21 protein-coding genes are annotated in these 19,232 nt (G+C 70.2%); 14 read left to right on the top strand and 7 right to left on the bottom strand.

Translation table 11 applies throughout. The features are described 5' to 3' along the window. Positions 1-27: 27 nt before the first annotated feature. From fdxA to AB0B63_RS23365, 7 genes are read left to right on the top strand one after another with little or no spacing between them, the layout of a single operon-like run. The gene (gene fdxA / locus AB0B63_RS23395; RefSeq protein ID WP_208570010.1) at positions 28-339 is read left to right on the top strand and encodes a ferredoxin; all 312 of its coding nucleotides are present in this window, start codon (positions 28-30) and stop codon (positions 337-339) included. Next, positions 339-1,319, top strand: coding sequence for an NAD(P)/FAD-dependent oxidoreductase (locus AB0B63_RS23390; protein ID WP_208570009.1), 981 nt, complete (start codon positions 339-341; stop codon positions 1,317-1,319). Before fdxA ends, AB0B63_RS23390 begins: the two co-directional genes overlap by 1 nt. Then, positions 1,316-2,251, top strand: a complete 936-nt coding sequence (locus AB0B63_RS23385; RefSeq protein ID WP_357022129.1) for a fumarylacetoacetate hydrolase family protein — start codon at positions 1,316-1,318, stop codon at positions 2,249-2,251. Before AB0B63_RS23390 ends, AB0B63_RS23385 begins: the two co-directional genes overlap by 4 nt. Then, on the top strand, positions 2,248-3,414 hold the full coding sequence (locus AB0B63_RS23380; RefSeq protein ID WP_357022126.1) for a hypothetical protein: 1,167 nt from the start codon (positions 2,248-2,250) through the stop codon (positions 3,412-3,414). Before AB0B63_RS23385 ends, AB0B63_RS23380 begins: the two co-directional genes overlap by 4 nt. A gap of 7 nt (positions 3,415-3,421) precedes the next feature. Further along, positions 3,422-4,357 (top strand): aldolase/citrate lyase family protein, encoded by a 936-nt coding sequence (locus AB0B63_RS23375; RefSeq protein WP_357022123.1) that lies wholly within the window; start codon positions 3,422-3,424, stop codon positions 4,355-4,357. Positions 4,358-4,374: 17 nt separating this feature from the next. Further along, entirely contained in the window at positions 4,375-4,749 is a 375-nt protein-coding gene (locus AB0B63_RS23370) for a cupin domain-containing protein (RefSeq protein ID WP_357022120.1), read from the top strand. 5 nt (positions 4,750-4,754) lie between these two features. Next, positions 4,755-5,654: a ribokinase gene (locus AB0B63_RS23365; RefSeq protein WP_357022116.1), complete on the top strand. Its 900-nt coding sequence runs from the start codon at positions 4,755-4,757 to the stop codon at positions 5,652-5,654. Positions 5,655-5,902: 248 nt separating this feature from the next. On the opposite strand, the gene AB0B63_RS23360 is transcribed toward AB0B63_RS23365, so the two are convergent. Next, a complete protein-coding gene (locus AB0B63_RS23360; RefSeq protein ID WP_357022113.1) occupies positions 5,903-7,012 on the bottom strand; it encodes an acetamidase/formamidase family protein in 1,110 nt (369 codons plus the stop codon). Positions 7,013-7,321: 309 nt separating this feature from the next. Between AB0B63_RS23360 and AB0B63_RS23355 the strand changes: the two genes are divergently transcribed. Genes AB0B63_RS23355 through AB0B63_RS23340 form a run of 4 tightly spaced genes read left to right on the top strand, consistent with a single transcriptional unit; the run spans position 7,322 to position 10,458 of the window. Beyond that, on the top strand, positions 7,322-8,695 hold the full coding sequence (locus tag AB0B63_RS23355; protein WP_208570002.1) for an aromatic ring-hydroxylating dioxygenase subunit alpha: 1,374 nt from the start codon (positions 7,322-7,324) through the stop codon (positions 8,693-8,695). 44 nt (positions 8,696-8,739) lie between these two features. After that, positions 8,740-9,228, top strand: coding sequence for an aromatic-ring-hydroxylating dioxygenase subunit beta (locus AB0B63_RS23350; protein WP_208570001.1), 489 nt, complete (start codon positions 8,740-8,742; stop codon positions 9,226-9,228). Positions 9,229-9,238: 10 nt separating this feature from the next. Further along, positions 9,239-9,568, top strand: a complete 330-nt coding sequence (locus AB0B63_RS23345) for a Dabb family protein (RefSeq protein ID WP_088647650.1) — start codon at positions 9,239-9,241, stop codon at positions 9,566-9,568. Continuing rightward, positions 9,565-10,458 carry a VOC family protein gene (locus AB0B63_RS23340; protein ID WP_208570000.1) on the top strand — a complete coding sequence of 298 codons (894 nt, stop codon included), beginning with the start codon at positions 9,565-9,567 and terminating at the stop codon, positions 10,456-10,458. Before AB0B63_RS23345 ends, AB0B63_RS23340 begins: the two co-directional genes overlap by 4 nt. A 269-nt stretch (positions 10,459-10,727) precedes the next feature. Here the strand turns inward: AB0B63_RS23340 and AB0B63_RS23335 are convergent, their stop codons facing one another. The 6 genes from AB0B63_RS23335 to AB0B63_RS23310 form a co-directional block, all read right to left on the bottom strand. Continuing rightward, positions 10,728-11,945: a site-specific integrase gene (locus tag AB0B63_RS23335; protein ID WP_357022107.1), complete on the bottom strand. Its 1,218-nt coding sequence runs from the start codon at positions 11,943-11,945 to the stop codon at positions 10,728-10,730. A 3-nt stretch (positions 11,946-11,948) separates the two neighbouring features. Next, on the bottom strand, positions 11,949-12,155 hold the full coding sequence (locus tag AB0B63_RS23330) for a helix-turn-helix domain-containing protein (protein WP_357022104.1): 207 nt from the start codon (positions 12,153-12,155) through the stop codon (positions 11,949-11,951). Further along, positions 12,152-13,396 (bottom strand): DNA methyltransferase, encoded by a 1,245-nt coding sequence (locus AB0B63_RS23325; protein ID WP_357022101.1) that lies wholly within the window; start codon positions 13,394-13,396, stop codon positions 12,152-12,154. Before AB0B63_RS23325 ends, AB0B63_RS23330 begins: the two co-directional genes overlap by 4 nt. Beyond that, positions 13,389-14,093, bottom strand: coding sequence for a hypothetical protein (locus tag AB0B63_RS23320; RefSeq protein ID WP_357022267.1), 705 nt, complete (start codon positions 14,091-14,093; stop codon positions 13,389-13,391). Before AB0B63_RS23320 ends, AB0B63_RS23325 begins: the two co-directional genes overlap by 8 nt. Positions 14,094-14,241: 148 nt before the next feature. Next, on the bottom strand, positions 14,242-14,478 hold the full coding sequence (locus tag AB0B63_RS23315; RefSeq protein WP_357022264.1) for an integrase core domain-containing protein: 237 nt from the start codon (positions 14,476-14,478) through the stop codon (positions 14,242-14,244). A gap of 105 nt (positions 14,479-14,583) precedes the next feature. Then, positions 14,584-15,384, bottom strand: a complete 801-nt coding sequence (locus tag AB0B63_RS23310) for a hypothetical protein (protein WP_357022098.1) — start codon at positions 15,382-15,384, stop codon at positions 14,584-14,586. Between the two features lie 1,086 nt (positions 15,385-16,470). Between AB0B63_RS23310 and AB0B63_RS23305 the strand changes: the two genes are divergently transcribed. The 3 genes from AB0B63_RS23305 to AB0B63_RS23295 all read left to right on the top strand — a co-directional run bounded on the left by AB0B63_RS23305 (position 16,471) and on the right by AB0B63_RS23295 (position 18,802). Further along, positions 16,471-16,899, top strand: coding sequence for a hypothetical protein (locus tag AB0B63_RS23305; protein ID WP_357022095.1), 429 nt, complete (start codon positions 16,471-16,473; stop codon positions 16,897-16,899). A 289-nt stretch (positions 16,900-17,188) separates the two neighbouring features. Next, positions 17,189-17,869: a DUF6308 family protein gene (locus AB0B63_RS23300; protein WP_357022092.1), complete on the top strand. Its 681-nt coding sequence runs from the start codon at positions 17,189-17,191 to the stop codon at positions 17,867-17,869. Between the two features lie 129 nt (positions 17,870-17,998). Then, on the top strand, positions 17,999-18,802 hold the full coding sequence (locus AB0B63_RS23295; RefSeq protein ID WP_357022089.1) for a hypothetical protein: 804 nt from the start codon (positions 17,999-18,001) through the stop codon (positions 18,800-18,802). Positions 18,803-19,232 lie beyond the last annotated feature (430 nt).

The following is a 19,232-nucleotide window of genomic DNA, read 5'->3' as shown; positions in this document are numbered from 1 at the left end:
CCGGCCGACCCAACCGCAGGAGGACCGATGGCCTACGTGGTCACCGACGAATGTGTGGACGTACAGGATCGGTCCTGCGTCGAGGAATGCCCGGTGGACTGCATCTACGAGGGCGACCGGATGATGTACATCAACCCGGACGAGTGCGTCGACTGCGGGCGCTGCGAGCCGGTCTGCCCGGTCACCTCGATCTTCCACTTCGACGACCTGCCCGCCGACCGGGCCCGGTTCGGCCCGATCAACGCCGAGTTCTTCACCGAGATCGGCACCCCGGGCGGCGCCCGCAAGATCGGCCGGGTCGGCCACGACCACCCGGCCGTCGCGGAAAGCGCCAGCTGATGGCCGAGCGGCACGAGGTCGACCTCGCGATCGTCGGCGCCGGCCCGGCCGGCCTCTACGCCACCTACTACGCCGGCTTCCGCGGAATGAGCGTGGCGGTGATCGACTCGCTGCCCGAGGCTGGCGGGCAGATCGCCGCCCTCTACCCCGAGAAGGCGATCTACGACATCGCCGGACTGCCCGCCGTCCGGGGCCAGGAACTCGTTGACGCCCTGCTCACCCAGGCCGCCACCGCCAAGCCGACCTTCCTGCTCGGGCAGAGCGCCATCGAGCTGACCTGCGCCGAGGACCACGTGCTGATCGGCACCGACACCGGCACCGAGGTCCGGGCGGCCGCCGTGCTGCTGACTGCCGGCATCGGCACCTTCACCCCCCGCGAGCTGCCGGTCGGCAGCGGCCACCTCGGCCGGGGGCTGCGTTACTTCGTACCCCGGCTGGAGGAACTCGCCGGGCAGGAGGTCGTGGTGGTCGGCGGCGGCGACTCCGCCGTCGACTGGGCGCTGGCCCTGGAGCCGTACGCCAGCAGCGTCACCCTGGTGCACCGGCGACCGCAGTTCCGCGCCCACGAGCACAGCGTCACCCAGCTGCACGACTCGACCGTGCGGGTGCTCACCCCGTACGAGGTCTGCGGGATCGACGGGGAGCAGCACATCGAGGCGGTGCAGATCGCCGAGGTGCGCGGCGAGGGCCGCCAGACGCTGCCCGCCCAGGCGGTGGTGGCCGCGCTCGGCTTCATCGCGGACCTCAGCGCGATGGAGCAGTGGGGGCTGGAGATGCGTCGCCGGCACATCGCGGTGGACCGGTCGATGCGCACCAACCTGCCCCGGGTCTTCGCCGCCGGCGACATCACCGACTACGACGGCAAGGTACGCCTCATCTCGGTCGGCTTCGGTGAGGCCGCCGCCGCCGTCAACAACCTGGCCCCGCTGGTCAACCCGGCGCTCGGCACCGTTCCCGGCCACTCCTCGGACGCGGCATGACCGCCCCGGGGCCCGCCGACGCGCACCTGGTGGTCACCCGGTACGGGCTGGGCCGGATCGTCGGTGACGACGTCGAGCTGCTCGACCTGCCGTACCCGGACGTGGCGGCCATGCTGCGCGCCGGACTCGGCTTCACCCCGGCCGTCGAGGCCCGGGTCCGGCGGCGGCTGCCGCTGGAGACCCTCGTCGGCGACCTGCGCGCCCCGCTGTCCGGCACCCGGGCGGTGTGGGGGGTCGGGCTGAACTACCACTGCAAGGCCCGGACCACCGGACGGGCGCTGCCCACCCGGCCGGTGCTCTATCTCAAGTCGCCCAGCGCAGGCTCCGGCCCGGGGGACACCGTGCCGCTGCCCGGCTCGGTCAGCGAACAGCCCGACTACGAGGGTGAGGTCGCCCTGGTCGTCGGTGCGCGGATGCACCACACCCCGGCCGGGCAGGTCTGGGCGCACCTCGCCGCGATCACCGCCGCCAACGACCTGACCGCCCGGGACGTGATGGCCGCCACCGGCAACCCCACCCTGGCCAAGAGCTTCCCCGGCTTCGGCGCCCTGGGCGCCTCGGTGCTCGGCCTCGGCGCGGTCGCCGACCGGGAGGCCATCGGGGTACGCACCACCGTCAACGGCGAGCTGCGCCAGCAGGCCAGCACCGCCGACCTGATCTTCCCGGTGCCCGACCTGCTCGCCTGGATCACCAGTTACGTGGTGCTGGAACCCGGTGACGTGGTGCTCACCGGCACCCCGACCGGCACCGGCCAGGACCGGGGTTGCTTCCTGAGCCCCGGCGACCAGGTGGAGGTCACCGTCGCCGGGGTGCTGCCCCTGCGTACCCGGTTCCGTGCCGAGGGCCCGGAACACCCCGCGCCGGCCGCCGTCAGCGCGGCCACCGTCAGCGCGTCGACCCACTCGCTTCGCACAGAGAGCCCGATGTCATGAGTGAGAATTCCGACCGATACGACCTGGTGCTGGCCGGTGGCCAGGTGTTCGACGGCGAGACCGGGGCCAGTCGGGTCGCCGACGTCGCGGTCAGCGGCGACCGGGTGGCCCGGATCGCGCCCGGCCTCGCCGCCGACGCCGACCGGGTGATCGACTGCACCGGGCAGTACGTGCTGCCCGGCCTGGTCGAGGCGCACACCCACATCTTCGCCGAGGTCTCCAAGGTCGGTGCCCCGCCGGACGAGGCGCACCTGCACCGGGGCGTCGTGGCCGCCTGCGACGCCGGCACGGTCGGCGCGTCGACCTTCGCCGCGTTCGAGAAGTACGTCGCCGTCCCGGCCCGGATGCGGTTGGTCAACTTCCTCAACGTCTCGGTCCTCGGCCTGATCGACTTCCGGTTCGGTGAGCTGATCAACCCGGGCACGCTGGTGCCGGAGGACGCGCTGGCGGTGGCCGAGGCGAACCCGCACCGGGTGCGCGGTTTCAAGATCCGGCTCTCCGAGGACGTCGTCGGGATGGACTGGCGTCCGCTGCTCAAGCGGTCCCTGGCGCTCGCCGCCGAGGCCGGCCTGCCGCTCATGATCCACATCGGGGAGACGCCGGAGCCGCTGCCGGTGATCCTGCCCCTGCTGCGCCCCGGCGACGTCGTGGCGCACTGCTACACCGGCAAGCCGTACGGCATCCTCAACGACGGCACCGTGCTGCCCGAGGTGTACGCCGCCCGTGAGCGCGGGGTGCTGTTCGAGTCCGCCCACGGCAAGAGCAACCTCAGCTTCGCCGTCGCCCGCCCGGCGATCGAGCAGGGCTTCCTGCCCGACGTGGTCACCTCCGACACCAGCGCCCGCAACTGGCGCGGCCCGGTGTTCGACCTGGTCACCAGCATGGCCAAGTTGCGCGCGATGGGGATGACCCTGGAGCAGCTGGTGCCCCGGGTGACCTCCGCACCGGCCCGGCTGACCGGCCTGGAGGCCGAGGGCTACGGCAGCCTCGTCGAGGGCGGCCCGGCCCACGTCACCGTGCTGGCCGAGGCCGAGGAGGCGGTGCTGCCCGACGCCGCCGGCAACAAGATCACCGCGCCCCGGCTGGACCCGGCCGTGGTGCTGCTCGCCGGTGAGCAGGTGCCGACCGTGCCGTGGCGCGGCCTGCCCGCCACCGGGGCGTGACCCGCTGATGTCCGCCGTCGAGCCGTCCCCGCCACAGGCGTCCGCCGTCGAGCCGCCCCCGCCGGGGCGTGCGCAGGTGTCCGCCGGGTCGACGCCACCGGGTTCGGCGTCCGCCGGGCCGCCAGCAGCGGGGGCGACACCCGCCGGGACGACGCCGTCCACCGGCGTGCACGCCGCCCGGGCCCGGCTGCGGGGCACGCTGCGCGACGGCGGGCAGCTCGTCGGCACCTTCGTCAAGCTGCCCGGGGCCGACGTGATCGCGCTGGCCGCCCGCGCCGGCCTCGACTTCGTCGTGGTCGACCTGGAGCACTCCGGGCTGGACGAGCGCACCGCCACCGACCAGCTCCGGCTCGCCGCCCTGGCCGGCCTGCCGGCGCTGGTCCGGGTCCCGGCCGTCGACCCCGGCCAGGTCAACCGGCTGCTGGAGGCCGGGGCCGTCGGGGTGCAGCTGTCGACCGTGCGTCGCCGGGCCGACGTCGAGGCGCTGCGCGCGGCCAGCCGGTACGCCCCGCACGGGCGGCGCAGCATCAGCCTGGCGCACCCGTCGGCGGGGTACGGCGGTGACGGCCTCGACCGGTACCTGGCGGCGGAGGCCGAGCACCCGCCCGTACTGGTGGCGCAGATCGAGACGGCGACCACCGACGACCCGCTGCCCGCCCTGCTGACCGGGGTGGACGTCGGCTTCGTCGGGACCACCGACCTGGCGGTGAGCCTGGGCCTGTCGACCACCGACGACCGGGGGCCGTTGTTGCGGCGCACCGGGGACATCGCCGACGCGGCCCGCGCGACCGGGGCCGCCCTCGGCGGTTGGGTCGCCGAGCGCTCCGCCGAAATGCTGGATGGCTGCGGCCTGACCGACGCGCGGTACCTCGTCGTCGGCTCGGACCTGCAACTGCTCGGGGCCGGCCTGCGTCGGCTCGCCGCACCTGCCCGACCCGCCTGAGAAGGGGACGCGTTCACATGCTCAATCCGCAGCTGTACGGCATCTCGGTCAACTGGGACGACATCCCGGCCACCGAGGTCCGGCCCGGGGTGCGCCGCAAGGTGTACGCCACCGACGAGGTCCTCTTCGCCTGGCACGAGCTGGCCGTCGGGATGGACCTCAACCCGCACCACCACGACGACTTCGACCAGTTGGTGCTGATCCTCGGCGGCCGGTGCAACTACTACGTCGACGGCGTGCCGCACCCGATGGGAGCGGGCTCGCTGCTGCTCGTGCCGCGGGGCGCGGAGCACTACATCGAACCGACCGAGGGCCCGTGCATCAACGTGGACGTCTTCGCCCCGCCCCGGGCGGACTTCCTGCCGCACGCCTGGCGTCCGGGGCAGGGCTGACCGCGATGACCGACATCGTCGTGGTGGGCAGCCTCAACGTGGACGTGGTGGTGCCGCTGCACGAGCTGCCCGCCCCCGGTCAGACCGTGCTCGGCGCGGCCGACCACCGGCGTACCGGCGGCGGCAAGGGTGCCAACCAGGCGGTCGCCGCCGCCCGGCTGGGTCGCCGGGTGGCGATGGTCGGCGCGGTCGGCATCGACGCCGACGGGGACTGGCTGCTCGGGCTGATCGCCGCCGAGGGGGTGACCACCGAGTCGGTGCTGCGCGCCCCCCGGCCGACCGGGCAGGCGATCGTCCTGGTCACCGCCGACGGCGACAGCACCATCGCGGTGAGTTCGGGGGCGAACATGTGGCTCGCACCCGAGCACCTCGCGCCCCTGCGTGACCTGCTCGGGTCGGCGCGGGCGGTGTTGCTGCAACAGGAGGTCGACGCCGCGGTGGTGGCCGAGGCGGTACGCCTGGCGGAGGGCCTGGTGGTGCTCAACCCGGCCCCGGCCCGCCCGGTCGATCCGGCGACCCTGGCCCGGGTCGACGTGCTGGTGCCCAACCGGGGTGAGCTGGCCGCCCTGGCCGGTGCGCCGACGCCGGACGTCGGGGTCGACGGGTTGGCCGCGATGGCCCGGTCGCTGGGCACCCGGGGGCCGGTGGTGGTGACCCTCGGCGGCGACGGCGCGCTGGTGGTGACCACCGACCGGCAGTGGCTGGTGCCGGCGGAGCAGGTCGACGCGGTGGACGCCACCGGTGCCGGGGACACCTTCTGTGCCGCCCTGGCCGACGCGCTGCTCGACGGCGCGGCGATCGACGAGGCGGCCCGGTGGGCGAGCCGGGCGGCGGCGGTCACCGTCACCCGGGCGGGGGCGATGGCCGCCGCGCCGCGCCGAGCCGAGGTGCCCACGGTCGCCTGACCTGTTCTCCCTGATCCTGCCGCCCGTCGTGCTGTTTCCGGCGACGGAGCGGCCCGGCTCCGGCCGGCTGCGCGTCGCCCCCGGCCTGTCCCGGTCGGGGGCGACGGCGTGGCGGCGGTGCCGCTGCGGGCCTCGCCGGTGCACCGTGCGGTGACCCGGGTCCGCTGGTGACCCCTCCCGGTCGTCCCGGCCGGTGGCGTGGTGCCACCGGCCGGGACCCGTGCCGTCGGTCAGCAGGGGGCCGTCGGTCAGAAGTGGGCCGGGAAGTCGGCCTTGCGGATCAGGCAGTGGATGCCCTTCACCCCGTCGACGACCTGGCTGACCTCGAAGTCTGCGGCGGCGCTGAGGTAGGCCAGGGCGGTCTGCGGGGGCATGCCCTGGGTGCGGACGAGGAAGTCGACGGCGGCCCGGACGGCCCGCCGCATCGCCTCGTCGAGGTCGGCGTGCAGGCCGACCGGCAGCCAGTGGGTGGCGGTCTCGCCGAACGGCCCGTCGACCCCGCCGAGCAGCAGGCCGGCCTGCGCCCGGGGGATCACCGACAGCCGCAGGGTGGCCCGCAGCGGTGCCTCCAGGGCGGTCAGCGCCACCTCGCCGTCGCCCTGGGCGTAGTGCGGGTCACCGGCGTAGAAACCCGCCCCGGGCAGCTGCACCGGCAGGTAGAGGGCCGAGTCGACCTGCAGCTCGTTGATGTCGAGGTTGCCGCCGAACGCGCCGGGCGGCACCGAGTGGACCGGCTCGTCGGTGTCGACGGCGACGCCCATCAGGCCGAGGAACGGTGCGAGCGGGAAGCGGGCCGCCCGGCCGTCGCCGTACGGCAGGGTGCCGAACAGCCGGCCGCCGTGGTGGATCACCTCGGTGAAGTGGCTGACGGTGCCGTACTCCCGGGGGCCGTCGCTGTCGGGGCCGGTGTCGGTGGGGGTGAGCGGGTACTCCCCGGGCAGCGCGCCGTAGCCGTGGCGGCTGCTGATGAAGCCGTAGGGGGCACGGACGAGCAGGTCGAGCACCTCGATCCGGAGCAGGTCGCCGGGTTCGGCCCCGGCCACCGTGATCGGGCCGGTGACCACGTGCGGGCCGTCGGCGTCGTAGTCGTGGGCGACGTCGGAGGCGGCCAGGTCGCGGGCGTCGGTGAGCACCCGGTCGGTGGGCACGTCGAACTGCTTGAGGTAGCCGACCGGGTCACGCCCCTGGTCCTCCAGGATCCCCTCGTGGCTGAGCGTGTCGATGGTCACGGTCTCCCCGGAGCCGACCCGCAGCACGGGGTCGTGCCGCCGGTTGGGCAGCCGGCCCCACAGGCAGGTGTCCGGGGTGCTGGGCAGGTAGTGGGTTCCACCGATCGGGCCATCGTGCGGCTGGAGCATGACATCCTCCGGGAGGGGTGACACCGGCTGGCGGTGCGACGGGACGGCGCTGCCCGGTGCGGGTGGCCGGCGGCCGGCGACGGGGTGCGCGGGCCGCATCCGGGGCCGGTGATCGCCGTGGGGCGGATCGGCCGGGCCGAGTCGGATGTGGGGCATCGTGGCCGGCGAATCAGCAGGTACGTGTTGCGTTCGTATTAACAGCGAGTAACCCGGTGCCGGAGTCTTCCCTGCTCTTGACAGTTGCCATGGCGGAGTAGCAGCATCGTGTAGCGAGATGCTGTCTCGCATGACGTAGAAGGCGGTGAGGTGATGGCGCAGCAGACGCCGGTACGTCCGCTCGGTGCAACCGGCGCGATGATCGACGAGGACTGGGAGGCGCTGCGGTTCCGGGTGCACCGCTCGGCGTACCGCGATCCGGAGGTCTTCCGGACCGAGGTCGACCGGATCTGGAATCACACCTGGCTCTATCTCGGTCACGAGACCGAGATCCCGAAGGCGGGCGACTTCAAGACCCGTACCCTCGGCGGTCGACCGCTGATCTTCTGCCGGGACGCCGACGGCCAGGTGCGGGCCTTCTTCAACGCCTGCACCCACCGGGGCACCGTGCTGTGTCGGCACAGCGAGGGCAACACGAAGTTCTTCCAGTGCTTCTACCACGCCTGGGCGTTCAGCAACTCGGGCGAGCTGGCCGCGCTGCCCGGTGACGACGCGTACCCCGACGACCCCGCCTTCCGGGCCTCGATGGCCCTGCGGCAGGTGCCCCGGCTCCAGATCCACGAGGGCTTCGTCTTCGTCGCCTTCGACCCGGACGTGCCGGACCTGCTGACCCACCTCGGACCGGCCGCGCACTACATGTCGCTGACCGCCAAGATCGGCGAGCACGGCATGACCACCCTGCCGGGCGTGCAGCTCTACAGCGTGAAGGGCAACTGGAAGCTGGCCGTCGAGAACGCGATGGACGGCTACCACTTCGCCCCCACCCACAACACCTTCGTCGGCTACCTGCGCGAGACCGGCTTCGCCGTCACCGACGACGACCAGTACGCCTACGACCTCGGCGGCGGCCACGGGCTGCTCGTGCTCACCGGGCACAACGGCCGGATCGGCATGGTGTGGGAGCCCCGCTTCGGCGACGAGGAGAAGACCCGCACCGTCACCAAGCGCCGCGAGCTGGAGGCCCGCCTCGGCCCCGAACTCGCCGCCGAGGTGGCCGACGCCAGCCGCATCCTGTTCGTCTTCCCCAACCTGCTGCTGTTCGACCTGGAGGCGCTGACCATCCGGCAGCTCGAACCCGTCGCCGCCGACCGCACCGACGTGCGGGCCTGGCAGTTCGTCGAGGTCGGCGAGCCGGAGTCGGTCCGCGCGCTGCGGATCAAGACGATGGTCAGCTTCGTCGGACCGGGCGGCCTTGCCACCCCCGACGACATCGAGGCGTACGAGGCGGTGCAGCGCGGCATCACCGCGACCGCCGACTCGGTCGACCCCGCGCACGACTGGAGCGACATGTCCCGGGGCATGGCCAACGAGAAGCAGGGCAACCAGGGCCGCTCCATCGACGAGGGCGCGATGCGCAGCTTCTGGCGGCGCTGGGCCGAGGTCGTCGGGGCGGGCACCAGCGTGGCCGGCGACCCGCCGGCCGGTACGCCCGCCGCCGGACCCGCCGCGGGGGGTGCGGGCAAGTGAGCGCGTTGTCAACGACGGCCGGGAGCCGTGGGGGAGTGGTCAAGGTGGAGTCGCGCGAGGTGACCCGGGCCGAGGTGGAGGACTTCCTCTACCGGGAGGCGCAACTGCTCGACGAGTGGCGACTCGACGAGTGGCTCACCCTGATCGAGCCGGGTGGCCGGCTGGAGGTGCCGACCACCGACTGGGCCGGTTGGGACGCCACCACCGCCGGGTACTTCGTCGCCGACGACTACGAGCTGATCCAGGCCCGGGTCAAGCGGCTCAAGAGCCGCAAGGCGCACGCCGAGAACCCGCACTCGCGGACCCACCGCATGATCTCCAACGTGCTGCTGCTGGAGGCCGGCGCGGAGACCGTCTGGATCAGCGCCAACTTCCTCATCCACCGCTACCGCGACAACGGCGCCTACACCTACGTCGGCCGCTACGAGCACGTGCTCAAGGTCGACCCGGACGGGCTGCGGTTCCGGCTGCGCCGGGCCGTGCCGGTGATGGAGTCGATGGACCCCGGCGCCCGACTCAGCTTCATCCTCTGAGCCGGCCGCCATGATCACCCACATGCTGGTCTTCCGGTTCCGCGACGACCTGCCGCCCGGCGCGGCCGAGTCCGTCCTGGCCGAGCTGGAGACCTTCCCGAGCCGGTATCCCGCGATGCGCAACTGGCGCAGCGGGGTCAACGTCAGCACCCGCGACACCAGCATGACCCACGGCTTCGTCGTGGAGTTCCCCACCGAGCAAGACCTGCTCGACTACCTGCACAGCGACTCGCACGAGCGGTTCGTCCGGGAACGCTGGCGGCCGGTCATCGAGCGTCAGGCCATCGTCAGTCTCCCCACCGCCGGGGACGCCCAGCCCATCGAGAGGGGTCACAGATGACCACCGAGGCCACCGCCCGCCGCCGTGGGCCCTACGGCATGGAGTACGCCCGGATCGAGGTGCCGGACCTGGCCGCCTCCATCGAGTTCCTCCAGTACCACGTCGGGCTGCAACTGGAGCAGCACGACGACGAGTACGCGTTCCTGCGCGCCGACCTCGAACACCACAGCATCGAGCTGGTCGCCGCGCCGCAGCGTACCGAGTCCTGGACCACGGCGGTCGGGTTCAGCGTCGAGAACGACGCCGTCCTCGACGACCTGCGGGAGCGGGTCACCGCCGCCGGGCACGAGGTCTTCGAGCTGGCCGACCGGGTCAAGGGCCTGGTCCAGCGGGGCTTCGCCGTCCGCGACCCCAACGGGCTGATCGTCGAGCTGTTCACCGAGTTCCAGGAGTACGCCGAGCCGCCGCTGATCGAGCTGCGCCCGCTGGACCTGGTGCACCCCTTCCTCGCCACCGACAAGTACGACGAGACGCTGGCGTTCTACACCAAGGTGCTCGGCTTCCAGGAGTCCGACCACGTCGGCGACGTCACGGTCTTCCTGCGCAGTGAGGACCGCTACCACCACAGCCTGGCGATCCAGCGCAACAACGAGTTCTACGTCGCGCACCTGTGCTTCATGATGAAGAGCTTCGACCACGTGATGCGCGGCCGGGCGCGGGCCCAGTACAAGAAGGTCCCGATCGCCTCGGACCTGGTCAACCACTCGGCCTCGACGTCGATCGCCTTCTACATGCACGACACCCGGCACGGGCCGCGCTACGAACTGTGCGACAGGCACCGGGTGTTCACCCCCGAGGAGCACGAGACCCACCGGGCCCGCCGGATGGCGGTCGACCCGCGCAACATCGACGTGTGGCGGCCCGCCGCCGACGACTGGGCGCGCTTCTGACCCCTCGCCCGTGACCGGCGGGCGGGGCCGCACACCCGCCCGACCGGTCGGCGCGGTGCAGCGGGGCGAGGGAACTTCGACCTCTTAATCCGCGGGTTCGGGGTTCGAGTCCCTGGCGGCGCACCACAAAAAGGCCCTGACCAGCGTTTAGCTGGGCAGGGCCTTGATGTTTGTCTATGTAGTTTTGAACCGCCCCCCGTAAACCCCTCAGTAACGCCCTGGGGCGATCACATTCGACGGGGCGGGTGGTGCTGCCGGCCGCTGCCCGTCTATGCGGTCGGCTGCGGGCCAGGGCCGGGGTTCTCCGGATCGCCTGACGTTGGCCTTCCGCCGAGCTGTTCGAGGATGGCGGAGCTGTCCGGGGCGAGGGCGGCCTTGACGATGTAGTGCTTCTTGGTGATCTCGTTGCTTCCATGTCCGAGCTGGGCGGCGGCGCTGTCGGTGTTGGCCTCCCGGTCGATCAGGGTGGCGACGGTCTTGCGGAAGGTGTGCGGGGTGACCCATTCGAGGCCGGTGTCGGCGCGGGCCGCACGCCACTGCCGGCGGACGTTCGGCGGTGATAGCCAGGTGCCGCGTCGGGAGGCGAAGATCGCGTCGTGGGGGTTGTCGGCGGCGTCGAGCTTGCGGGCCATCAGCATTCCGACCGCGAAGCGGGGCAGGACCACTGACCGGAAGCCCGCGTCGGTCTTCGTCCACTCCTGGCGGAAGAAGCCCTGGCCTTTGACGTAGATGATGGTGCCGCAGATCGTCAGGACAGGATGTTCGACGGCGAGATCCAGGTCTTCCCACCGCAACGCCAGGATCTCGCCGATGCGGGCGCCGGTGGCGAGCATGAGGTCAACGATGTCGGCCAGGTCGCTGGTCGGGCGAGGGCCTGACTTGCCGGGGGTCGGCTGTTGCCACCTCCGGATCGCTGAGCGGACGTCGTCGAGTTGTTCCCGTTCGAGGGCGACGACGGTCTTGCGTGGCTTGCGTAGGCGGCTGGTGTCGCGGATGGGGTTGGTGGTGAGCGCGCCGCGACGTACGGCCAGGGCCAACATCTGGCCGAGGACCACCTTCGCGCTCTTGGCGGCCGACGGACGATCCTCGGCGATCTTACGCAGGAACTTGTCGATGCGGCCTGCGCTGGCCTCCCGGATCCGTAGGGCACCCAGGGCGGGCACGATGGAGACTCGCACGCTGATCTCGTACCTGCTGATGCTCTGCGGCGAGACGCGCTCCTCTGCGGTGATCTCTTCCAGCCATCGAGCAGCGAGCGTGCTGACGTACGTCTCCCGGGTGATCTCGTCGTCGTTGGGGGCAACCCGGTCGCGTAGCTTGATCTTCAGCGCGCGAATGGCGGCCGGGCCGGTGGTGTCGGTGGCCTCGACGTCGCGGGTCTTGCCATCGTGATCGCGGTACCGGGTTCGGGCGCAGTACCGGTTGGGGCCGAGCTTTTCGGTGCGGATGTTGCCCCAGGTACCGATGGGCAGCGGAGGTCGGGCCATGGCTCAGCGCTCCGGGTCGGTGTGGGCGTCGAGCCAGCGTTCGACCTCGCTGCGCCGGTAGCGCAGGGTGTTGCCGACGCGGATGGCGCGCGGTCCTTTGCCTCGGCTGTGCCAGGCGTAGAGGGTGTTCTTCGGCTTGCCGAGCCAGGCCGCGACGTCGTCGATGGTCAGAAGGGGGTCGGGCTGCCACCCAGCGGCCGGGGTGCTCACTGCGGACCCGTCGCGGTGGGAGGGCTGGGCTGGGGGTGTGACCTGGGGGGATCGTCGGACCACCGGCGGTCGGTAGGGGCGCGTCGTACGTCCCCTGGCGTGGGGTGCAGATGGGGCGGGCACGGATCGGGTGTCCTTTCATCGTCCCGGTCCGGGTGGGACCGGGGATCGATGGCGCTGCCGCCGGGATTGACGTTTCCCAGGGGCACCGCCTGTGCACGTCGATCCACGCGGTGCGGGGTGGAGGCATCAAGCTGGTCAGCGTGCGCGGTGGTGTCGACTGGCCAGCCCTCGGCGTCGTGTGCGCTGGAGTTCGTCGGGCGGCGGAAAATGGCGACGTCCTCGTGTTGCAGGAGCCATTGCGGGTCGCCGGTGGCGATGGCGTCGCGGATGTTCTTCTGCTGGAAGAACGAGGCGCGGGGGATGCTCCGGCCGTCGCGGACGCCGCAGATGAGGGCGATGCACTCCTCGACCAGTTCGAGGCCAGCATTGGTGCCGGCGGCGGCGACCATGCCGGGGATGTCGATGAGTTCGCCGTGGCGGCGGTAGGGGCGGGCGGTGACGATGACGTGCCCGCCGGGCTGCAGGAGTTGGCGGCAGCCGGTGAGGATTGCGGTGAACCCGTCGGCGAGTTGGCCGGGGGTGCGGTAGGCGAGGTTGTCGCTGTTGCCGTATCTGTGGTTGATCTTGCGGACCTGTCCGCGTCTCGGGCCTGGTGTGCGGACGTGGCCGTGGGTGGATGGCCCGTAGGGTGGTGAGGTGATCACCAGGGAGACCTGTCCGTGCAGGCTGGCCGGCAGCAGGGCCGGTAGGGCGGTGGAGTCTCCGTGGTACATCTCGCCCCGACCCGGTGCGCCGCCTTGGTGGGTGTGGCGGATGTTGTCGGCTGCTTTGGCGACCCATTCGGCTTCGTACTCGACACCGACGCCGTGGCGGCCGAGGTGCATAGCTTCGATGACGGTGGTGCCGATTCCGGCCATGGGGTCGAGGACCAGGTCGCCGGGTTCGGTGTAGGTGCGGATGGCGTACCGGGCGATGGTGGGCAGCATCTTGCCGGGGTGGGTCAGTGACTCGGGGGTGTATCGGCCGCGACGTAGGTCGCGGGACGGGTGCTGGCCGGTGAGCCAGACCGTGCCGAGGTAGCCCTCGGCGAGCAGGGCCGCCAGATCGGGCCCGTCAGGGTACGACGGTTTGGAGTTGTGCAGGCCGGTGGCCCGTTGCGACGGGTAGGACTCAGGCATGGGCGTTCTCCTCACCGGTGGCGGTGGTTCCGAACACGACCAGGTCCCGGAACATCGGAAGGTGTCGGCCGGCGAGCAGGCGCCGTCCGTCGTCGCCTTCGTCGGGGCGTTGCGAGGCAGTGCGCGGTTCGTGCTCGGGTAGCGGGACGAGAACGGCGGGGATGTGCTGGTGGTAGAAGAGGCCGGCGGCGCGGGCGGCAGCGATGACCGTCGCGCGGTAGCTGAACCCACCAGGTGGGGGCGGCGTGGTGGTAAGTCCGGCGATCAGGAATCCGCCGGGGCGCAGCAGTTGCCGCCAGGTGCTCATTGCGGTGTTCACGTCGCCGTGCTGCTCGATCGTCTGTGGTAACGCCGCCAGGATCAGGTCGACACCCTGATCGGGCCGGTGAGGCACGCCGGAGTCCGGACGTGCGAAAGGCGGGAGCCACAGGCACTGGCCGTGGGGGTCGGTGTGCAGCTGAGCTGGTCTCCGGTGCAGGTAGGTGGTCGCGGCCAGGGTGGCGGGGTGCGTGTCGAGGTCGAGAACCACATCCCCGGCGTCGGTGTACCGGCGGATGAGGTAGGCGAGGTGGTTCGGGGATAGTCCGTGCCAGTCCGGCACTTCCGCGTGGTGCGTGCGTGGTGTGCGGGGGAGGAGCAACCCGACCGGTACCGGCTGAGGCCGGTCGTCGGGAGCGGTGGAGCTGGGCTTCGGCATGGCGTGTGGGCCACGTCCGCCGACGAGCGCTGACACCAAGGGATTACAAATCTGGACCTCGGATTGGAAACCCGACCCCCTGTCGGCATACCGGTCCAGATGCACAAGCAGGCACGGCTGAGCCTCCCCCGGGATGTGGCCATTGGGTTCATGCCGCGATCTGGTGTAAGGGATTGTTCGTAGTTGGCGGGCTGAGGTAGCCGAGCGCGGAGTGGCGGCGTCGGTGGTTGTAGAGGGCGATCCACCGGAAGACGTCGCGGCGGGCGTCGGCTTCGGTTGCCCAGGTGCGGCGGTCGGCGTCGAGTTCGCGTTTGAGGGTGGCGAAGAACGCCTCGGCCAGGGCGTCGTCATACGACGATCCGACACGCCCCATCGAACGGCGGATGCGGTGGCGGCGGCAGGCGTCGGCGAAGTTCCTGCTGCTGTATCGAGGCGCCCCTGTCGGAGCGGACGATCACGCCGTTGGCCAGTCCGCCGCGGGCGGCAGCTATCATACGGTGCTGTCGGCGGAAAGCCGCTTGAGCATCCCCGCGGTCGCGACGATCAACATCTCGCCGTCCTCCCTCGTGAACTCGAAGTCCTTCGTTACCTCGCCCTTGTGGCCGGCGGCGCTCATGGTCGAGAACAGATCCTCAACCATGAACGCCCACCGCTCGTCGTAGGTCTGCTCCCGCGGAGACTTCGTCTTCCCCGCGTTGAACAGCCTCTGCGTTTCGTTCGCGGCGCGGACCTGCTCCACGGCCTTGCGTGCCTCAATGCTCCCCTGCCGTAGCAACTCGAGTGCCTCGCGCAACGCCTTCACTGCGTCGGTGTAGTCGGCGCCTCTGGCCAGAGGAACGAGAAGCTCGACAAACGCCCCTGCCTGGACGTTCATGAGCTGCGCCGTCCACTCGCCAGCGTTGATGCCGAATCCCAGTTTCCTGGTTAGCTGCTTGTCTAGCGGTCGCTCGAACGCGACTGAATCCGAGGGTGGCAACGGGGTGGATCTGTCCTTTACCCGTGCCGTTATCTCCTCCAGCGCGGCCACGGGCACGTTCGAGATGAACGGCGGGGTGGCACCCGGCTTCGGGATAGAATCGGCCGGCCACTCCACGGATGAGGTGTTCAGCTGTAGGTTCAGCCAGAGATCCTCGCCGCCGCGCAGCTGTCCGACCACGCGTATCTGCTCGTCGGTGATGAAGCCGGAGAGCTGCACCGGGCTCAGCCGCACCGTCGGCGTGATCGGGTTCGTGGCACGCAGGTCGCAGAGCATCCGCTCCTGCCGGCGGTTGATGTTGTCCTCGACGAACACCCGGGCGTACACCTGGTAGGCGATCCCGGGCAGCTCCCGGGCCTTGCAGATGCTCAGTCAGCCCAACCTGGGCACCGGCGGCGCCAGGATAGAGGCGAAGGGCGCGTCGGGCCGGCTCCAACTGGAGTGAGTCTCTGTTACCCAGTTCGATGACTGCGTTCATTCCTCACCCTTACTTCAGGCTTTGGCGTGGCACTTCGACGCTGAACCCCAGGCGACGCGGGATCTGGAAGTGAAGTCGCTACCGTCGCGGCTGGCCTGGCGATACACCGCGGGTCTTGACCCGGCCGGCCGTTGACGTCGGGGGTGCTGAACCCAACGCCCTGAAGAAGCGTCCCCAACAACCGGCCCACGACCGATGTCAGGTCGCCCCGATGTTCGACGGTGGTGATATTCGTGGCGCGCGGAGGTGATGCTCCTGCCGCCGCTCGGCACAATCGGTCAGGGAGTTGCTCAGATAGTCCATGATGGTGTAATGACGCGACGGTTGTGGATGGCTGCGGGCGGTGCGCTGCTGCTGGCGGCCGGGACACTATGGCTTCTGCTCGTGCTGGTTCCGGACCGCCTGCACAACTGGGCCAGCTTGCTGGGCCTGGCTTTGGTGTCGATCCACGTGAGCTTCGTCGCCGTGTTCTCGTTCGTGGGCCGGTCACGTCGAGGTTCGCGAGAGCAGTGGGTGAGCAGCTCGCTCGTCAAAACAGGAGTGAACCAGGTCCGGATAGGCTCTTCATTGCGGAGTGGTCCTGCGCGCGCGACGAGCGGTAGCGTGGCGAGCAGTGGCATTGTGATCGATGATCTTCGGATAGGCCAGCCCTCCGCGCGAACTGGAAGCGACAGGCCGAGATGGGCAGCGCCGCTTGCGTCTCAGGGCCCTGGCGTGATGGCGTCCAATTCCCCCAGTGGTCCGGATACCGTTGACGAATCCGACCCGGGGGCGCAGCCCGGCCGGGAGTTGCCCAGTGACGCTAGAGACAGCAGGCTTAGGGATCTTGCGGTCGCCTATGGCGAACCGGCCGTTGTTCAAGCTCTGCAAGACACCGCTGCCGCCCTAGCTGTCGTGGCACGCACCGGCGCGCAGGAGGCGTCATGACCACGTCCGCCCCGATCAGTCCGGGAGAGTTCAAGTCCTGGCTGACCGTGCTACGGGACCTTCCTGGCGACCGGTTCGACCTAGTCCTCAAGATCGTCGAGGAGCAGTTGGCCCGCAATCACGAGCTACTGATGGCGCGCGAGGAGACCCGCAGGCAAGAGGTGGCCGCAGAGTTGTCGGCCGAGGCTGCCCGGCGTTCAGACCGGCTCCTGCTCTGGGGCCTTGTAGCTGGTCTCGTGATCGTCCTCGGCATGACCGCAGCCTCAATCGTTGTTGGGCTACAGGGGCATGTCTGGCTATCCGCAACTCTGTCTGGTCCGAGCGTTATCGCTCTGGCTAGCCTGTTCGTTCTGCGCAAGGCGGTCCGAGTGCCGCGTTCGCCGGGGCTGCCGGTCGAGACCACGGTCAATGCCCCTGCAGCTTAGGAACGCGGATGGGTGGATTCGTGCCGAACGATAAGCTTGTCATGTCGGGCGACCAGCCTCGATGGCGTTTGAGGCGGTTGATGGCGCACCCGGCTGCGTGGCGCTGTCGGTAGACCTCGGGGTCGAAGGCGGGTGGTCGGTCGTTGGCGCGTCGGTGGGCGTACTGGTCGACTTCGGGATGCAGGCATTGATCCACCGGCGGGTAGATTGGTCCGATTGGCGTGGGAGGTGTAGGCCTCCAACTGCTCCCGCCGGCGTCTTGGCTTAGCGGTCGTGACATGCTCGCGGGGTGCAGATTGAGGATCTGGTCCGAGCCCGGATCCGTGGTGTGCTCGCCGTGCCCGGCATCGACGGGCTCGTTGCCGCCTACTTCAGTCCCGACGGACCATTCGCCGGCACGTCGTTCGATCTGGTCGGCGAGAACCCACCTGACGTGCTGACCCTCGACGACCTGCTCGCCACCACATTGCTCGACATCTCCTGGCGCCCGCTCGCCATCCGGGCCCTCCTGGCTGGCGGCGACCACGTCAGCGCAGCGCTCACCGCGATCCCCGCCGATCTAGATCTGTGGAACGCTGGCCCTGACACCCTTCAGGTAGCGACGGCGCTGCACCGATGGCTCGACGATCTGCCCGGAGTCGGTCCGGTGACCGCGAGCAAACTCCTTGCCCGCAAACGCCCCAGGCTCGTGCCCATCCATGACGAGATCGTGCTTCGCGTGCTCGCCCCGCCGAAGAAGCAACTCTGGGTGACCCTGGCAGCCGCGCTGGGCGAATCCGCCCTCCGCGATGAGATCGAAGGACTCCGCCCAGCCGGCATCCACTCACCCAGCCTGCTGCGCCTGCTCGACGTCGCCATCTGGACACGCCACAGCCGGTCGCGCAACGCACGCGATGCGCGAAATGCGGTCGGGATACCGGAACCTGGCATCACCTTCGCCGAGGGGCCCTTCGTGGCGGCCTCTCGTTGAGATCGAGCGGCGCCCGTTCCTCGTAGCGCCGAGGCATATCGTGCTGGGGTGCGCATTCGCCGGAGGCCACGCCATGGGTGGTCACGCGATCATCGTCGTGCGGCCATCGCAGTGTTGCTGTCAGCCGCGATGATCGAGATCCGGGCGTTGGCATCGAACCCGGACCGGTCGAGACACCCAGATGGGCACCTTGCCGAGATTCGGCTTATCGCCGACGTCTGCCACAACCTGCCCTGGGCCGACCAGCTCCAGCCGGTCGGCGAGTACGACGGGCTTGTCTACACCTGGCAGACCGCGAACGACTTCCAACGCTCCTGGCTCCGCAAGCACTTCGCCCGAGCCGACATCGACACCACGTTCCTGGAGCAGGCACCGCGCCTCCCACGGCCGGCCACCGCACCCGACACCCGGCCCACGTGGAAGCAGTGGCAACTCCCCCGGGACCTCACATTCTTGGCGGTCGACTCCGGCACCCTCGCCGACCTCGTGCGCGGGGCCCGGGCAATCGACCACTACGACCCCACACACGGGCCAGCACGTACCGCCTTCATCGAATGGTTCCTCGCTCATCTCCACCCGAATGGCCGGCACATCCTCCGCCCCAGCCGCCACGACGAAACCCTGTTCCAGCCGAATGGCCCGAACGACCTACGTCAGTACCGGGCCCTGGTGACCATGAGCGACGGGACGCTCATCGTCGACCACCCGCGCCTACGCGCCACTGACGTCGCAGCGCTGCCCACCAACCTTCACCTACTGCGTCGCCTACAGCTTGCCGCCGTTCCGCCTTGCCGACACGAGACCGACGCTGGCCTCTGGGCACGCCAACACCGCGCCACACACCCCACCTGCCGCGACTGCGCCGTACTCAATACATCGAACGATGTTGATGCGACGAATCTGCCTCCGAGCGAGCCGCCGGTAACTTTTTGAGGACCTCGTTCGGGCTCTCCTGTCCCATCGCGCTCAGCTCCGAAGGACGGTTACAGGTAAAAGGGTCTCTCGGTCACCCGATGCCGCCTGCCTGCACAAGATTCTCAGTGGATTGAACAAGATCATTCTTGCTTGGGCGCTGTCCGATCCTCGCTTACCGTCCCGCCCCTGAACAGAATCGTCGTGGGCGCAGTAGGAGGTCCTGGCCGCGTTCCTCTGCGATGCCATGGCTGGGTCTTGGTCGGCGCGTGTTCAAGGGGCGCAGCCTCTACGCAGGTGCGGCTGGCACTACGGCCCGTGAACGGCCTGGTCACGCATTGCACACCGTGAAGCGCGACGCCCTCCGGTTCATGCCGCAGTGCGTTGACGAGTGACGGCGAGGTGTTCGGGTTGAACACGCGTCGAGACGCCTAGAACAAGATCAGCAGTG

This window comes from Micromonospora sp. NPDC049081 (assembly GCF_040648835.1).
GTDB lineage: Bacteria > Actinomycetota > Actinomycetes > Mycobacteriales > Micromonosporaceae > Micromonospora > Micromonospora antibiotica.
The sequence above is the reverse complement of the archived record's forward strand: the minus strand, read 5'-3'. Positions and strand labels throughout refer to the sequence as shown.

What these genes read in the sequence shown, in the direction of transcription:
- fdxA (WP_208570010.1), top strand. Translation starts at nt 28, where the DNA reads ATGGCCTACGTGGTCACCGACGAATGTGTGGACGTACAGGATCGGTCC.
- AB0B63_RS23390 (WP_208570009.1), top strand. Translation starts at nt 339, where the DNA reads ATGGCCGAGCGGCACGAGGTCGACCTCGCGATCGTCGGCGCCGGCCCG.
- AB0B63_RS23385 (WP_357022129.1), top strand. Translation starts at nt 1,316, where the DNA reads ATGACCGCCCCGGGGCCCGCCGACGCGCACCTGGTGGTCACCCGGTAC.
- AB0B63_RS23380 (WP_357022126.1), top strand. Translation starts at nt 2,248, where the DNA reads ATGAGTGAGAATTCCGACCGATACGACCTGGTGCTGGCCGGTGGCCAG.
- AB0B63_RS23375 (WP_357022123.1), top strand. Translation starts at nt 3,422, where the DNA reads ATGTCCGCCGTCGAGCCGTCCCCGCCACAGGCGTCCGCCGTCGAGCCG.
- AB0B63_RS23370 (WP_357022120.1), top strand. Translation starts at nt 4,375, where the DNA reads ATGCTCAATCCGCAGCTGTACGGCATCTCGGTCAACTGGGACGACATC.
- AB0B63_RS23365 (WP_357022116.1), top strand. Translation starts at nt 4,755, where the DNA reads ATGACCGACATCGTCGTGGTGGGCAGCCTCAACGTGGACGTGGTGGTG.
- AB0B63_RS23360 (WP_357022113.1), bottom strand. Translation starts at nt 7,012, where the DNA reads ATGCTCCAGCCGCACGATGGCCCGATCGGTGGAACCCACTACCTGCCC.
- AB0B63_RS23355 (WP_208570002.1), top strand. Translation starts at nt 7,322, where the DNA reads ATGGCGCAGCAGACGCCGGTACGTCCGCTCGGTGCAACCGGCGCGATG.
- AB0B63_RS23345 (WP_088647650.1), top strand. Translation starts at nt 9,239, where the DNA reads ATGATCACCCACATGCTGGTCTTCCGGTTCCGCGACGACCTGCCGCCC.
- AB0B63_RS23340 (WP_208570000.1), top strand. Translation starts at nt 9,565, where the DNA reads ATGACCACCGAGGCCACCGCCCGCCGCCGTGGGCCCTACGGCATGGAG.
- AB0B63_RS23335 (WP_357022107.1), bottom strand. Translation starts at nt 11,945, where the DNA reads ATGGCCCGACCTCCGCTGCCCATCGGTACCTGGGGCAACATCCGCACC.
- AB0B63_RS23325 (WP_357022101.1), bottom strand. Translation starts at nt 13,396, where the DNA reads ATGCCTGAGTCCTACCCGTCGCAACGGGCCACCGGCCTGCACAACTCC.
- AB0B63_RS23320 (WP_357022267.1), bottom strand. Translation starts at nt 14,093, where the DNA reads ATGCCGAAGCCCAGCTCCACCGCTCCCGACGACCGGCCTCAGCCGGTA.
- AB0B63_RS23305 (WP_357022095.1), top strand. Translation starts at nt 16,471, where the DNA reads ATGACCACGTCCGCCCCGATCAGTCCGGGAGAGTTCAAGTCCTGGCTG.
- AB0B63_RS23295 (WP_357022089.1), top strand. Translation starts at nt 17,999, where the DNA reads ATGATCGAGATCCGGGCGTTGGCATCGAACCCGGACCGGTCGAGACAC.